Origin of the sequence: Pseudoalteromonas sp. NGC95, assembly GCF_015864705.1 — a bacterium.
Classification (GTDB): domain Bacteria; phylum Pseudomonadota; class Gammaproteobacteria; order Enterobacterales; family Alteromonadaceae; genus Pseudoalteromonas; species Pseudoalteromonas arctica.
The window spans coordinates 477,321-492,065 of record NZ_JADYWR010000001.1; the positions used below are offsets into that span (position 1 = coordinate 477,321).

At 38.9% G+C, this 14,745-nt stretch carries 12 protein-coding genes; 6 read left to right on the top strand and 6 right to left on the bottom strand.

Annotated elements, in window-relative coordinates:
* The first annotated feature begins 68 nt into the window (after window positions 1-68).
* The 3 genes from secA to I6E70_RS02145 all read left to right on the top strand — a co-directional run bounded on the left by secA (window position 69) and on the right by I6E70_RS02145 (window position 4,341).
* Entirely contained in the window at window positions 69-2,783 is a 2,715-nt protein-coding gene (gene secA / locus I6E70_RS02135) for a preprotein translocase subunit SecA (protein ID WP_010553814.1), read from the top strand.
* Between the two features lie 68 nt (window positions 2,784-2,851).
* Window positions 2,852-3,250 carry an 8-oxo-dGTP diphosphatase MutT gene (mutT, locus tag I6E70_RS02140; protein WP_007582062.1) on the top strand — a complete coding sequence of 133 codons (399 nt, stop codon included), beginning with the start codon at window positions 2,852-2,854 and terminating at the stop codon, window positions 3,248-3,250.
* A 23-nt stretch (window positions 3,251-3,273) separates the two neighbouring features.
* A complete protein-coding gene (locus tag I6E70_RS02145) occupies window positions 3,274-4,341 on the top strand; it encodes a phosphotransferase enzyme family protein (protein ID WP_197187937.1) in 1,068 nt (355 codons plus the stop codon).
* A 274-nt stretch (window positions 4,342-4,615) separates the two neighbouring features.
* Here I6E70_RS02145 and I6E70_RS02150 read toward each other — a convergent pair whose 3' ends face one another.
* The 3 genes from I6E70_RS02150 to pmbA form a co-directional block, all read right to left on the bottom strand.
* The gene (locus I6E70_RS02150; RefSeq protein WP_010553817.1) at window positions 4,616-6,691 is read right to left on the bottom strand and encodes a M13 family metallopeptidase; all 2,076 of its coding nucleotides are present in this window, start codon (window positions 6,689-6,691) and stop codon (window positions 4,616-4,618) included.
* 415 nt (window positions 6,692-7,106) lie between these two features.
* Complete coding sequence (locus I6E70_RS02155) at window positions 7,107-7,592, bottom strand: DUF721 domain-containing protein (RefSeq protein ID WP_024589904.1); 486 nt, start codon at window positions 7,590-7,592, stop codon at window positions 7,107-7,109.
* A gap of 72 nt (window positions 7,593-7,664) precedes the next feature.
* Complete coding sequence (gene pmbA / locus I6E70_RS02160; protein ID WP_007582066.1) at window positions 7,665-9,014, bottom strand: metalloprotease PmbA; 1,350 nt, start codon at window positions 9,012-9,014, stop codon at window positions 7,665-7,667.
* Between the two features lie 144 nt (window positions 9,015-9,158).
* Between pmbA and yjgA the strand changes: the two genes are divergently transcribed.
* Together yjgA and hemN are read left to right on the top strand one after the other, a co-directional pair.
* Window positions 9,159-9,692 carry a ribosome biogenesis factor YjgA gene (gene yjgA / locus I6E70_RS02165; protein ID WP_007582068.1) on the top strand — a complete coding sequence of 178 codons (534 nt, stop codon included), beginning with the start codon at window positions 9,159-9,161 and terminating at the stop codon, window positions 9,690-9,692.
* A gap of 124 nt (window positions 9,693-9,816) precedes the next feature.
* On the top strand, window positions 9,817-11,190 hold the full coding sequence (gene hemN / locus I6E70_RS02170; protein ID WP_165724889.1) for an oxygen-independent coproporphyrinogen III oxidase: 1,374 nt from the start codon (window positions 9,817-9,819) through the stop codon (window positions 11,188-11,190).
* Between the two features lie 93 nt (window positions 11,191-11,283).
* Here the strand turns inward: hemN and I6E70_RS02175 are convergent, their stop codons facing one another.
* The 3 genes from I6E70_RS02175 to I6E70_RS02185 form a co-directional block, all read right to left on the bottom strand.
* Complete coding sequence (locus tag I6E70_RS02175) at window positions 11,284-11,799, bottom strand: DUF2489 domain-containing protein (protein ID WP_010553820.1); 516 nt, start codon at window positions 11,797-11,799, stop codon at window positions 11,284-11,286.
* A 12-nt stretch (window positions 11,800-11,811) separates the two neighbouring features.
* On the bottom strand, window positions 11,812-12,408 hold the full coding sequence (gene yihI, locus I6E70_RS02180) for a Der GTPase-activating protein YihI (protein ID WP_076925350.1): 597 nt from the start codon (window positions 12,406-12,408) through the stop codon (window positions 11,812-11,814).
* 752 nt (window positions 12,409-13,160) lie between these two features.
* The gene (locus I6E70_RS02185) at window positions 13,161-13,793 is read right to left on the bottom strand and encodes a c-type cytochrome (protein WP_024589909.1); all 633 of its coding nucleotides are present in this window, start codon (window positions 13,791-13,793) and stop codon (window positions 13,161-13,163) included.
* Window positions 13,794-14,074: 281 nt separating this feature from the next.
* Here I6E70_RS02185 and yihA point away from each other — a divergent pair, with 281 nt between their 5' ends.
* Window positions 14,075-14,743 carry a ribosome biogenesis GTP-binding protein YihA/YsxC gene (gene yihA, locus I6E70_RS02190; protein WP_007377272.1) on the top strand — a complete coding sequence of 223 codons (669 nt, stop codon included), beginning with the start codon at window positions 14,075-14,077 and terminating at the stop codon, window positions 14,741-14,743.
* Window positions 14,744-14,745: the final 2 nt, after the last annotated feature.

A 14,745-nucleotide genomic window follows, 5' to 3' on the forward strand; every position in this document is an offset into this window, starting at 1 on the left:
ATTACCAATTGTTAAAAATGGGTTAGCCGATACTCGGCTGACAAAGAATACATTGTAACGGTTTTATCATGATATCTAATTTATTTACCAAGCTTTTTGGTAGTCGCAATGACCGCACTATTAAAAACTTAAGAAAGACGGTCGCGCTAATCAATGCGCTAGAAACGCAACTTGAAGCGCTTTCTGATGAAGATTTAAGAGCTAAAACAGCTGAGTTTAGAGAACGTTACGATAACGGACAAGGCCTTGACGATATCCTACCTGAAGCTTTTGCTGTGGTACGTGAAGCGTCAAAGCGTGTAAATGGCATGCGTCATTTCGACGTGCAGTTATTAGGTGGTATGGTTTTACATCAAGGTCGCATTGCAGAAATGCGTACCGGTGAAGGTAAAACACTAACAGCTACCCTACCAGCTTATTTAAACGGCTTAACAGGCAAAGGTGTTCACGTAATTACTGTGAATGACTACCTTGCTAAACGTGATGCTGAAACCAACCGTGCGTTATTTGAATTTTTAGGCCTTACTGTAGGCTGTAACGTACCGGGTATGATGCCACAGCAGAAGAAGCTAGCTTATACTGCTGACATTACGTACGGTACAAATAACGAATTTGGTTTTGACTACCTTCGCGATAATATGGCTTTTAGCATTGATGAACGTGTTCAGCGTCCATTATTTTATGCCGTAGTCGATGAAGTGGATTCAATCTTAATTGATGAAGCGCGTACTCCGCTTATTATTTCAGGCCCAGCTGAGGACAGCTCTGAGCTATACACTGAAATAAACACCATCGTTCCTTTACTTGAACTTCAAGAAAAAGAAGACGAAGAAGGTGTTGAAGGCGACGGCGATTACACTATTGATGAAAAGTCTAAGCAAGTTCATTTAACAGAACGTGGTCAAATTAAAGTAGAAGAGCTACTTACCGAACGCGGCTTAATTGAAGAAGGCGATTCGCTTTACTCAGCAGCAAGCATTACGCTACTAAGTCACGTTTATGCCGCCCTTCGTGCCCACAAGCTATACCAAAAAGATGTTGATTACGTAGTAAAAGAAAACGAAGTAATCATTATCGATGAGCATACTGGTCGTTCAATGGAAGGTCGTCGTTGGTCAGAAGGTTTACACCAAGCTGTTGAAGCTAAAGAAGGTGTAAATATTCAGAACGAAAACCAAACACTTGCATCTATTACGTTCCAAAACTACTTCCGTTTATACGAAACATTAGCAGGTATGACAGGTACTGCCGATACTGAAGCTTTTGAGTTTCAATCTATCTACGGCCTAGATACTGTTGTTATGCCAACTAATAAGCCAATGGTTCGTGATGATCGCGCCGACTTAGTTTACCTAACACAAGAAGAAAAATACGAAGCAATTTTAATTGACATTAAAGACTGTCAAGACCGCGGACAACCGGTACTTGTAGGTACTATTTCAATTGAAAGCTCTGAGTATTTATCGCAGTTTTTACGCAAAGAAAAAATTAAGCACAACGTACTTAATGCCAAATTTCATGCGCAAGAAGCAGATATCGTTTCAGATGCTGGCCTACCAGGTACAGTAACAATTGCAACCAACATGGCCGGTCGTGGTACCGATATCGTGTTAGGTGGTAACTGGAACAGTGAAGTTGAAAAACTTGAGAACCCAACTGCTGAGCAAATTGCTGAAATTAAAGCAGCTTGGAAAATTCGCCATGATGCGGTAATTGATGCCGGCGGTTTACATATCATTGGTACTGAACGTCACGAATCTCGTCGTATAGATAATCAATTACGTGGTCGTTCTGGTCGTCAAGGTGACGCCGGTTCTAGTCGTTTCTACCTATCGATGGACGATGCACTAATGCGTATCTTCGCTGGTGAACGCATGACTAACATGATGCGTAAACTAGGTATGCAACGCGGTGAAGCAATTGAACATCCATGGGTAAACCGTGCGATTGAAAATGCACAGCGTAAAGTAGAAGCACGTAACTTTGATGTTCGTAAGCAACTACTTGAATACGATGATGTAGCAAACGATCAACGTCGCGTTGTTTACTCTCAACGTAATGAGCTACTTGAAGAAGGCGATATTTCAGAAACTATCACAGCAATTCGTGGTGATGTTCTTGCTAGTGTAATTGATCAATACATTGCACCACAAAGCCTTGCTGAAATGTGGGATATTCCTGGCCTTGAAGAACGTTTAAAACAAGACTTCTTAATTGAATTACCAATTACTCAGTGGTTAGCAGATGACAATAAACTATACGAAGAAAAACTTCGTGAGCGTATTGAGCAGGCGGTTGAGCAGTCGTACAAGCAAAAAGAAGAGCAAGTTGGCGACTCTGTTTTACGTCAATTCGAAAAAGCGATTATGCTACAAAGTCTTGATCAGCATTGGAAAGATCACCTTGCTGCTATGGATCACTTACGTCAAGGTATTCATTTACGTGGTTACGCGCAAAAGAATCCTAAGCAAGAGTATAAGCGTGAATCGTTTGAGCTGTTTTCTGAAATGCTTGAAAACTTGAAAGTAGATGTTGTAAGCATCCTAAGTAAAGTACAAGTACGCGCAGAAGAAGATGTTGAAAAAGTAGAAGAGCAACACCGTAAAAGTGAAAATGCTCCTCGCGAATACCAACATGAAGAAGCTGAGCAAGTAGGTGGCGAAGCGCCAGCACCAGAAACAGCTACTGTAATGGCTCGTACAGAACCAAAAGTAGGTCGTAATGACCCTTGTCCTTGTAAATCAGGTCAAAAATTCAAACAATGTTGCGGTAAATTAAAATAGCCCAATATTGTTATTAGCTTATTAAAAAGCGGCGCTAGCGTCGCTTTTTTTTATGGAGTTTTAAAGTAATGACTATAGAAATTGTACATGTAGCTGTTGGTGTTATTAAGAAAAATAACGCTATATTCATTTGTAAACGCGCAGATGAACAACATCAAGGCGGTTTATGGGAATTTCCTGGTGGCAAAGTAGAAGCAGGTGAAAGTGTTTTTGTTGCACTTAAACGCGAGCTTATTGAAGAAGTTGGATTAACAATTCACAGCTCTAGTCAACTTATGGTGATTGAACATGACTACGGCGATAAGTGCGTTAAATTAGATGTACACGTAGTAAGTAACTTTAGCGGTGAAGCACATGGCGCTGAAGGGCAACCTAGTGAATGGGTAGCAATTAGTGAATTAGAAAATTATGATTTTCCTGAAGCTAACGCTGAAATTATCGAGAAAATAGTAGCCCGATACGCATAACAAACTAGGTACAAGTGAGCACAATGAACATCTCAATACAAAATAAGCTAAGCGAACAATTAGCATTAAATCCTGAGTTAACTCAAGTTAGTGTGATTGGTAGCGGCCATATAAATAGTACATGGCTACTTACGTGTATTGATAAACAGTTTATTGTGCAAAAACTTAATACTGAGGTATTTAAATACCCTGCTCAGTTAGTAAGTAATGCAAAGCTAATTGAGCAGCATTTAAATACCAAACAACTACAAAGCAACTACCCCCTTGAAACAGTTAAGCATATAGCCATACAAAACAACGAACACTTAATAGAAATTGATAGCACGCATTATCGCGTCCTCAACTATATTAGTGACAGTTACAGCGAAGACGTTGTTAAAAATGCGCAACAGAGCGAGCAAGCGGCTTACGCCTTTGGCGTATTTGCTCATGCATTACAAGATTTTGATACACAACAACTACATACTGTAATTCCTGATTTTCATAACTTAGCGATGCGCTTTGAGCAATTAAATACCGCAATCACAAATAACTCTGTAAATAGAGTAAAGCACTGCGCTAACGAAATAGAATATTGCTTATCGCAGCAACATTTAATCACCGAGCTTAATAGCATAGCTAAGCAGATACCACTTAGAGTGTGTCATAACGATACAAAAATAAATAATATGCTGTTTTGTAGTGCAACTCACAAAGCAAAAGCAGTGATTGATTTAGATACCTGCATGGCGGGATTTAGGCTTTATGATTTTGGCGACATGGTACGCACTTTCTGCTCCCCCGAAGCCGAGGATTCAACAAACTTGCACAACGTTATTATTCGAAAAGATATATTTTCAGCCATTGTTAAAGGCTATGTAACGCCATTAAAAAGCGGCATGAGTACAAAAGAACAAGAAAGCCTGCTGCTAGGCGCTAAAATAATGCCGCTCATGTTAAGTGTGCGCTTTTTAACTGATTACTTAAATAACGATGTGTACTTTAAAGTGGCTCATGCAGAGCATAATTTAGAGCGAGCACAAAACCAACTCGCGCTTTATAAAAACATACTCAGTAACGAAAAATGGATGCACCAATGCTTAATGAGCTAAAGCTTATTTAACCTGAACTCTGGTTAAGAGATTTATTAACGTATTGAATCATGGTGATATTTAAATTTATTTTCTCTAGCCAGAGATTTTTAGTGAAAACAAGGCGAATTTACGCGTCAATAGCTGGCCTATTGCAAGTAAATTCAACGCAGTTAGCGCTAAAAATAGCTGCTTGAGATAGATTTATTATCCATAGTTCAGGTTATTTACAAATTCAAGATACAAAAAAACCAGTAAGCTAAAAACTTACTGGTTTTTTGTTATTTATATGCAATTACCAGATTTTTACGCGATCTTCTGGTTTGATATACATTTTATCACCTTCTTTTACGTCAAACGCTTCGTAAAACTCAGGCATATTCGACAAGATACCGATTACACGGTAGTGACTTGGTGAATGAGGGTCTGTTAATAAACGATTACGTAACTCTTCATCGCGATAGTTACGACGCCAAATTTGTGACCAACCCATAAAGAAGCGTTGATCGCCTGTGTAACCATCAATCACTGGTGATTTTTTATCACCTAAAGACAGCATATACGCTTTATGCGCAACCGTTAAGCCACCTAAGTCACCAATGTTTTCGCCAAGCGTTAGCTCGCCATTAACACTTGCATCTTCAAACGGTTTATATTCGTTATACTGTGCAACTAAAGCCGCTGTACGCTCTTCAAATTGCTTAAGGTCAGTCTCACTCCACCAGTTACGTAAGTTGCCATCACCGTCGTATTTAGCACCTTGGTCGTCAAAACCATGACCAAGCTCATGCCCAATTACTGCACCAATTGCGCCGTAGTTTACAGCATCATCCGCTTCTAAATTAAAGAATGGCGGTTGTAAAATAGCGGCTGGAAATACAATTTCGTTGTTTACTGGATTGTAATACGCATTTACTGTTTGCGGAGTCATGTGCCACTCAGAGCGATCAACTGGTTTACCCAATTTAGCAATCATGTCTGCGTATGCCCATTCGCTATAACGAATGTAGTTACCTACTAGCTCATCTGAGTTAATATCTAGCTCTGAGTAATCTTTCCACGTGTCTGGGTAACCAATTTTAGGTGTAAATTTGTCTAGTTTTTCTTTCGCTGCAAGCTTTGTTTCAGGGCTCATCCACTCAAGATTTTCAATAGCAACACCGTAACCTTTAATTACGTTATCAACTAATTCTTCCATGCGTGCTTTAGCTTCTGGCGGGAAGTTATCTTTAACGTATACCTTACCTAAAATTTCACCAAGTACACTGTTAGAGGCATCAACTGCTTGCTTCCAAAGAGGTGCTTGTTCTTCTACGCCACGAAGTGTTGTGCTGTAAAAGTCAAAGTTAAGGTTAACTAAATCTTCACTAAGTAGCTCTGCATAACCACTTACAAAATGAAATTTTAAGTAGTTTTTCCACGTCGCTAAATCAGTGTCTTTGTAAATAGTAGCAAGTGCTTCTAAGTAGCTTGGTTGACGTACAATAATGTCACTTGCACTCACGCCTGCATCTTTAAAGAATGCAGCTAAATCAAGGTCACCCATCAACTTGCTTGCATCTGCTACTGTCATCTTGTTATAAGATTTAGTTGCATCACGGCTTTGCACACGGCTCCACTGAGCATCAGCTAGTGTTTTTTCAAATGCAAGTACGCTCTTAGCAGCTTCTGCTGCATTTTTAACGCCTGACTTAGCTAAAACATCAGTGATGTATTGCTCGTAAGAAGCGCGAATTTTAGTGAATTTTTCGTCATCTTTTAAGTAATAGTCACGATCTGGTAAACCAAGACCCGACTGAGATAAATACAATGCATACTCGCTTGAGTTTTTAGCATCGTTATTTACAAACCAACCAAACGGTAAAGTACCGCCTTGTTTTTGAATTTTAGCCATTAAACCCACTAAATCAGCTTTAGATTTAACGCTATCAATTGTATCTAATGACGGTTGTAATGGCGTAATACCTAGCTCATTACGCGCATCTTTATTCATATAGCTTTTATAAAATGCACCAATTTTGTACTCATCACTGCCTTTTTTAGCGGCTTTGTTTGCGGCTGCACTTTCAAGGGCTATTTTCATCGCTTTTTGCGACTCATCATATAACTGCGAAAAAGAACCGTAGTTAGATTTATCACCTGGTATTTCAGTTTTAGCTAACCACTGACCATTTACATGGTAGTAAAAATCGTCTTGTGCGCGTACTGAACTATCCATATTAGCTAATTCAATACCAAGCTCTAGTGGTTTTTCAGCGGGTGCTGTTACTACTGGAGTGTCGGTTACTTTTGTTTCTTGTTGTTTTTCACCACAACCTACCAAGCCAAGCGCAAGTGCGATACTTGCAGCAGCCATTGTTACTTTATTCATAATTATTCCGTTTGTTAGTTAGAATTGAATCATACCAACCTGCTTATATATGGGGTCTATTTAACGTTAAGAAAATTACGCTAGAACCAGGCAAAATTTTTTGTATCTAGTTGCTCTAAATAAAAAATTTTTAACGACGTTATAGTGCAATTTAATTCGTTAAATTGATCAAAGACTTATGCAGGTTGGTATCACATACCAACTCCATTAAATTCTTGAATATAGCAGGAGTAAAAATAGCACTGCCTACACGCTTTTACTTAATGGAATGGGTATCAAAGAGCTTTCGATCAATATAAAGCCCATGCAGTATCATAAACCTCATTAAGCCAACAATAAAATGGAATATGTAACAAAGTATTTTGAATGCGGTGAGCTGCCAAATTAGCCCCACCAATAACAAGATGGTGGGTAGTTAAGACTTACTTTTATTTTTTCCGTGAAGCGCTAAACGCTCTAGTTTTTCTTTTAAAGAAGGGGGTGCAGAAGATGCTATCGCGTTTAAGTAATCAGCTGTTTGCTCACTCATTTTACGTGAGTTGGTAACTGCAGGACTGCCCGACTTATTCGCTGTACTTAATCTCTGAGTTGCTTGAGGATTTGCAGTTATTTTTATTTGCCCGAGCTCTGCCATTCCGGCAGCTCTAAAATGTGAAAGCATATCCATTTTTAAATAATTAAGCCTAAGCGCGATAGGTGCAGATACCGCCTCTATCATTAACGTGCCGTCTCGGTAATTACTGACTCGGCATTTATCACCCAACTTAGGACCCAAAAAATCTTTTAATAGGGTTTGCTGTGTATCAAGTGCTTGGCTTTTGCCTGCATAAGCTGATAAACGATTATTTAACCCCGCCATAATATCGGTTAGCGGTTTTGGTGCATATCTATCTTTAGCCATTTTACACCTCGTAAAAGCTCACTTAGACCCAGAGATAATACTCTAGGTCTAAGTATACACTGCGTATTAATACTACGCGCCGGCTATTTGCATTTGCTCTATTAATACTGAGCCAGTTTGAATACCACCACGGCGTTCGATGTCACCACCAATAGCAGATATGCCTTTAAACATATCTTTTAAATTACCAGCAATGGTAATTTCGCTTACTGGATATTGAATTTCACCATTTTCAACCCAAAAACCAGCAGCACCACGAGAGTAATCACCCGTTACGGTATTTACGCCCTGCCCCATTAGCTCTGTAACTAATAAGCCGGTGCCCATCGTTTTTAATAGTGCAGTTAAATCGTTATGAGTTTGCTCAACAAGCCAATTATGTATACCGCCAGCATGCCCTGTTGGGGTCATATTCATTTTACGCGCGGCATAACTTGCTAATAAATAAGTTTGTAGCTCGCCGCCTTGAATAATTTCCCTATCGAATGTTTTAACACCTTCGCTATCAAACGGTGACGACGCCAACCCTTTTAAAATATGTGGGCGCTCGGCAATATTCACACAATTACTAAATACTTGTGTGCCTAAGCTATCAAGTAAAAAACTTGATTTACGATAAAGCGCACCACCACCAATTGCCGACACTAAGTGACCAAACAATGAATTTGCAATATCGGCTCTAAAAATAACAGGCACTTTCATTGTGCCTAACTTTTGGCTATTTAATTTAGCCAATGTTTCAGCTGCTGCTTCAAGCCCAACTGCCGCTGCGTCATTTAAACCCGCTTGGTCGCGTGCAACAGTATAAGCAGAGTCGCGTTGCATCTGCTCACCATCTTGACCAATTACCATCGTACTAATGCTATGACGAGTGCGTGGAAAGCCAGTTATCAAACCATGGCTGTTACCATAAACACGTAATCCTTGGTGAGATGAAAAACTCGCGCCATCAGAGTTAACAATACGCTCATCTGCGTTTAATGCAGCTTGCTCAGCAGCATGACAAAGCTCAATACCTTCCTCAGGACTTACATCCCAAGGATGGTATAAATCTAAATCTTTAGGATTAAATTCAAGCAATTCTTTATCAGCAACGCCGTTAAATGGGTCATCCGATGTAAATTTGGCTATATCAATCGCTTTTTCGACTACCATGCGCAATGTTTTTGGATTTAAATCAGCGGTTGACGCCGAACCTTTATTATTACCAACGTATACACTAATGCCTAAGCCGCCGTCTTGGTTAAACTCAATGGTTTCTACTTCACCCATTCGTGTACTAACCGATAAACCAGACGTGCTAGACATAGCCGCTTCTGCAGCTGTTGCGCCTAATTTTTTGGCATGTTCGAGTACTTCTGCTACCGCATCTTTAACTTGCGATATTTGAGAATAAATTGGATCGTTTTGTTGGCTTTTCATAAATTAAGTCCTGAGCCTTAGAGGCATAATGCACGCATTTCTTATATTTAAATGCTAACACACTCAATGCATCACATCAGCTAATATTCCTAAGTATCATATTCATGTATAATGGCAAAAGTTATTTTTATTTAAGAGCACCCCATGGCAAAGAAAAAAGGCAAGCCTGCTGAAATTGAAGAAGAAATTGAATATGTATCAAGAACGGAACTTAAGCGTGAAGCGCAAGAGTTTCATCAGTTAGGTACTGAAATTGCCAAAATGGGTAAAAAACAGCGCGAACGCCTGCCATTAAATGACGATTTAAAAGCGGCAATGGTTGTTGCTGATAAAATAAGTAATAAAAGTGACGCGTACCGCCGTCACTTAAACTACATTGCTAAAACGTTGCGTACTGTAGAGAACATTGACGCTATTAGAGCGATTATCGATGTAATGCTTAATAAAAATAACCAAGCTGAAGTATTGGTCAAAAAAATTGAGCAATTACGTTCAGACCTAATTGAACAAGGTGATGACCTTATCAATGAGACTATTGAACAGTTTCCGTCTCTTGATCGTCAGCAAATGCGTCAATTGGTTCGTAATGCGGCAAAAGAAGCGAAAGCTGAAAAGCCGGGTAAAGGTTATAAAGAGTTATTTCAATATCTCAAAGATGCTCATACCGTTACGTATTAATTAGACCGCATTAATTGATATTTTATTAAAAAAGGTGCTTCGGCACCTTTTTTGTTATAGATCAAACCGCCTCACTGCGTACTTTTTTATAATCCCCCCCTAAATAAATACTTAGGTGCGCGTGATGATTAAACTTCCACAATGGGATCAAACCCTAATAAACAAATATAATGTGTCTGGCCCGCGTTATACCTCGTATCCCACCGCTCTATCACTGCGTGACGGGTATCAACAACAAGACCTACTAAGCGCTGTAGAATCGTCAACGAGTCGTTCACTTTCTCTATATATTCATATCCCGTTTTGTAGCCAGCTTTGCTACTACTGTGGTTGTAATAAAATAATTACCCGCCATCAATCTAAGGCAGATACGTACCTCGACTTTTTAGCAAAAGAAATTACTGCCCAAGCTCATTTATTTAAAAACTACACGGTTGAGCAATTACATTTAGGTGGCGGTACTCCCACCTTTTTAACCGCAAAACAAATGACTCGTCTAATTAAGCTTTTAGAGCAGCACTTTAATTTTACAAGCACAACAGAGCGCGGCATTGAAATAGACCCACGCTCACTTGCCGATAATATGCTCGTTGATTTAAGGATGCTTGGCTTTAACCGTGTCTCATTTGGGATTCAAGACTTTAACGACGACGTGCAACTTGCTGTTAATCGCCCGCAAAATGCAGATACGGTTAAGCAATTAATTACACAAGCTCGCGAGCTGGGATTTCAATCTATTAATGCAGATATGATTTACGGGCTTCCTCTGCAAACGCCAGAGAGCTTTAAGCAAACTATAGAGCAACTTATTGAGTTAAGCCCTGACCGAGTATCGGTGTTTAACTACGCGCATTTACCAGAGCGCTTTGCCGCACAGCGTAAGATTAAAGATGCAGATTTACCCAGTGCACATAATAAACTCACTATGTTTAAAAACACGCTGGAGCAGATGACGCAAGCAGGCTATCAATTTATTGGTATGGACCACTTTGCAAAAACCGATAACGAACTAGCTATTGCGCAAAATGAAGGCAAGTTACATCGTAATTTTCAAGGTTATACAACCCATGGAAATTGTGATTTATTAGGCTTAGGCGTGTCATCAATTTCACAAATTGGCACTGCCATTTTACAAAATCAAAAAGAATTAAAACATTATTACCACAGCATCGAAACACAAATCGGCTGTGCCCTTAATAAAGGTATGCACTTAACGCATGATGATGTAATTCGTGCTGATGCAATTAAGCAGCTCATTTGCCAGTTTGAATTAGATATACAAGACTTTAGCGAAAAGCATGCGCTTATATTTAATGACTACTTTGAGGATGCGTTAATTGCGCTTACGCCGCTTATAAAAGATGAACTAGTCACTATAAATGATAATAAAATTAGCGTAACGCCACGCGGCAACTTATTCATTCGTATTATTTGCATGTGCTTTGACGCTCATTTACAAAAACAAATAAATGCGACGCGTTTTTCACGAGTGATTTAACTGATACTAATTTAATGCAATTAGTATGAAAATTTTTACGCATAAAAAAAGCAGACCAAGGTCTGCTTTTTTTGAGTACTCGAAAAACTAAAGCTAGTTAAAAACTACTTTATCGCTGCCAGGAGCGGCTTTAAACTCGATGATAATTTTAGCGCAATCGGCTTTAACTTCATCTTTAAGTGTTTCTTCAGCTTGCCAGCGAGCTTTATCTAGCTTAAAAATTTCTTTTTTAGCATATTTTTTACGTGCATCGTGTGTCGGCATTTCTTTAACTACCTGGTACATTTTATAAATGCCAGGATATTGTGTCGTTAAATCACGCTCGCTCTCAAAGCCATATTGAGACATAAGTACCCAAATACGTAAACAGCCTTCAGAAAACTCACACTGCTCTTCATTCATTGCACGCGCAATTAAATGAATACTATCGGCTAGTTTGGCATTTCGCTTTAAACGCGACTTCTCAAGCTTTTGCTTTTGTTCAGCCTGCGTTTTAGCAATTAACTTTTTTTGCGCATTTAACTTATACAGCAACTGACCCGCATAAAATGCCAGACCAACTATTATAGCAGCGCCTAAAAGTAAGGCTAAAATTACCGCGGTACTCATTATTTATCCTTACTATTTGTCGTCTTCATCTAACCATTCGTTGGCTAAATCGTCAGATAAGTATTGATCGAAATCAGAATTGCCTTTGCTTTCAATATCATCTTCAAGGTCATCTTCAAATTCGTCTTCATCCTCGTCTTCAATACCAAGAATTTCACATAACGCCTGATGGCGAGCAATACGGCTATTAAAGTACTTAGCATCTTTACCAGTTAGCATTTCACCTTCTTCATGACGCTCTACTAATTTAAGTAAACGCTCGTCATTCTCAAGTGCTTCTAGCTCTTGTTCAGGTGTAAATTCAGGCTCGATTACCTTTTTCAGCTCAATAGTTGGCTTTAAGTTGCGTTTCATTTCAACTTTAGGTTCAGGCGCAGTTGCAATTAATGGTACCGGCTTTTTACTGCCTACACGCTTATCTTTAGGCGCGTGACCACCATTATGGCTTTCGCTATCTAGTAAATCTGGCGCGTTACGAGAACCTGGCTTAGCGCCTTTGGTTTTTTTAACTCGCTGCTCTTTTAATGCGCGCATTTCTTTAAGCTTATCTTGGCTTAAACGAACAGGTCCGTTTGCTGGGCTTTTGCGTGACTTTTTAGTTCTACTCATATCTTGATCATCTCACTTAAGAGGTTTTGAGCGAAGCGCAAATTAATGGGCATCGCAGTGCTGGCCTAGCCAGAAGAATTCAGTTTGCGCTTAGAGGTTGGGTCTCTCATTTAAAAGCGCCTTAGCTAATTAATCGCTAATTTTAAACGGTGGGTATTGTAACAGGACAAATAAAAAGGCGGTAGAGAAAACATCTCTACCGCCTGCTAATCTGAGCGCCATTATCTGGACACTTCTCCCTTCGACTTTTTTTAGTCTTTATTATTTTTATTATTATCAGTCCGTATTGTTATTATTTTTACGTTCCTTGTTACATTCCATTTTGTTTTTATTATTAAACTTCCATGAGTTTTTTATTATTTTCGGTCATCCTGACACTTTTTTATTATTTCCTTTAGTAGCACTAATCTTATGCTATGTAGTCATGCCGCGTTACTTTCCTTGATAGTTATTTCCGTTTTGTTATTGTTGTTTTGCGACAGTGGTTAATTTACTCGTTAATGATTTTGTTACAACTGGTTTATATAACTTTTATTATCTTTATTACATTGAGATATAAAAATAAACATAAATTACAATAAGTTAATCAATAATCAAAAATAAAAAGAAGACTTTTCTTACAACCAGACATGGTCAATGTCTTACATTGAAACGGACGATATCGTTAATTTTTGACACAAAAAAAGCAGCCTGGGCTGCTTTTTTTAACACATTGTAGTTTATTTATTATTAACTGCTAAATAAATACGACTTTAGTGTAAGCCACCTAAATACTGAGAAAGTACTTCGATGTCTTTATCTGTTAATTTTTTTGCAATATCGCCCATCATGCCATTTAAGTCATTATGACGAGTACCATCACGGAATTTTTCAAGTTGAGCCTTGATATATCCTGGATGCTGAAAAGAAATTTTTGGAAACTTAGCAAGTGACGAGCCATTACCACGTGGGCCATGACATGCTGCACATGATGGAATTCCACGTTCTGCATCGCCTGCTTTAAAAAGCATCTCGCCAACTTCAACAACATCTTTAGGTGTAGCACCTTCAGACATGTTCATTGAAGAAAAATAAGCAGCTAGATCTTTCATGTCTTGCTCGCTAAGTGGCATAGCCATAGCGCTCATTACTGGATCCATACGCCCTTCTTTGCCGCCTGACGTCATACCTAATTTTAAATCCTGAAGTTGCTTAAGGATATAATCTGGATGTTGACCTGCAATTTTAGGGTAAATATTAACCGGCGCATTACCGTCTGGGCCGTGACAAGCCGCACACGTTGCTGATTTTTCTTTACCTGCGTTTACATCGCCATCAAATGCTGTTGCGTTGCTTGCTGACAACGCACCAAGCAATATTGTTAAAGATAGTGCTATTTTTTTCATGGTGAATTCTCTGTTTCCGACCCTGTATCATCTACAATCGTGATGTTGTAATACATATATTCTACACGATAATAAATTCTCTGGCACGTTTTCTACACATATTAAGCTTATAATTTACAGGGTTTTGACTTAGATTAAGCTTTAACATGTTTTAAATGTACCATAGGTGCTGTTTTTAGGTGGTTAAATACGCTTTTTAATACATCCTTTATAGTATAAAATACGCGCCCTGAGTGAATTTGGTTTACTCAACGTTATTTATTTAAGTTTTAGGAGAGCCTGTGCTCAAATCTCGTATCAAATATAATACTGCGTCTTTCGTAACAAGCGCTCCCGACATTACTAAATTACCTGCTGATACGGGAATTGAAGTTGCGTTTGCCGGTCGCTCCAACGCAGGTAAGTCGAGTGCATTAAATGCATTAACCGATCAGAAGCTAGCACGTACAAGTAAAACACCTGGACGTACTCAGCTAATCAATACATTCGATTTAGCTGATGTTGACGATATGCGCCTTATCGATTTACCAGGCTATGGTTTTGCTAAAGTACCAATCGAAATGAAAAAGAAATGGCAAAAATCGCTAGGTGAATACCTACAAAAGCGTCAAAGCTTAAAAGGTATTGTTATTTTAATGGATATTCGTCATCCATTAAAAGATTTAGACCGCGATTTAATTAATTGGGCTATTGGTAGTGAAATTCCAGTATTGGCACTATTAACTAAAGCCGATAAATTAAAGCAAGGCCCTCGTAAATCACAAGTACTGCAAGTTCGTCGTGAATTAAGCACACTTGATGGGGATATTACAGTTCATGCATTTTCATCATTAAAAGGCACGGGTTTACCAGAAGTAGCTAAAAAACTAGATGAATGGTTTTTAGGTCCTGTTATTGCTGTACCACCTACCGATGAGACAATAACAGACGAAACAAACCCAGAGGCTTAAAC

What these genes read in the sequence shown, in the direction of transcription:
- mutT (WP_007582062.1), top strand. Translation starts at nt 2,852, where the DNA reads ATGACTATAGAAATTGTACATGTAGCTGTTGGTGTTATTAAGAAAAAT.
- hemN (WP_165724889.1), top strand. Translation starts at nt 9,817, where the DNA reads ATGATTAAACTTCCACAATGGGATCAAACCCTAATAAACAAATATAAT.
- I6E70_RS02150 (WP_010553817.1), bottom strand. Translation starts at nt 6,691, where the DNA reads ATGAATAAAGTAACAATGGCTGCTGCAAGTATCGCACTTGCGCTTGGC.
- I6E70_RS02175 (WP_010553820.1), bottom strand. Translation starts at nt 11,799, where the DNA reads ATGAGTACCGCGGTAATTTTAGCCTTACTTTTAGGCGCTGCTATAATA.
- pmbA (WP_007582066.1), bottom strand. Translation starts at nt 9,014, where the DNA reads ATGAAAAGCCAACAAAACGATCCAATTTATTCTCAAATATCGCAAGTT.
- I6E70_RS02145 (WP_197187937.1), top strand. Translation starts at nt 3,274, where the DNA reads ATGAACATCTCAATACAAAATAAGCTAAGCGAACAATTAGCATTAAAT.
- yjgA (WP_007582068.1), top strand. Translation starts at nt 9,159, where the DNA reads ATGGCAAAGAAAAAAGGCAAGCCTGCTGAAATTGAAGAAGAAATTGAA.
- I6E70_RS02155 (WP_024589904.1), bottom strand. Translation starts at nt 7,592, where the DNA reads ATGGCTAAAGATAGATATGCACCAAAACCGCTAACCGATATTATGGCG.
- yihI (WP_076925350.1), bottom strand. Translation starts at nt 12,408, where the DNA reads ATGAGTAGAACTAAAAAGTCACGCAAAAGCCCAGCAAACGGACCTGTT.
- I6E70_RS02185 (WP_024589909.1), bottom strand. Translation starts at nt 13,793, where the DNA reads ATGAAAAAAATAGCACTATCTTTAACAATATTGCTTGGTGCGTTGTCA.
- secA (WP_010553814.1), top strand. Translation starts at nt 69, where the DNA reads ATGATATCTAATTTATTTACCAAGCTTTTTGGTAGTCGCAATGACCGC.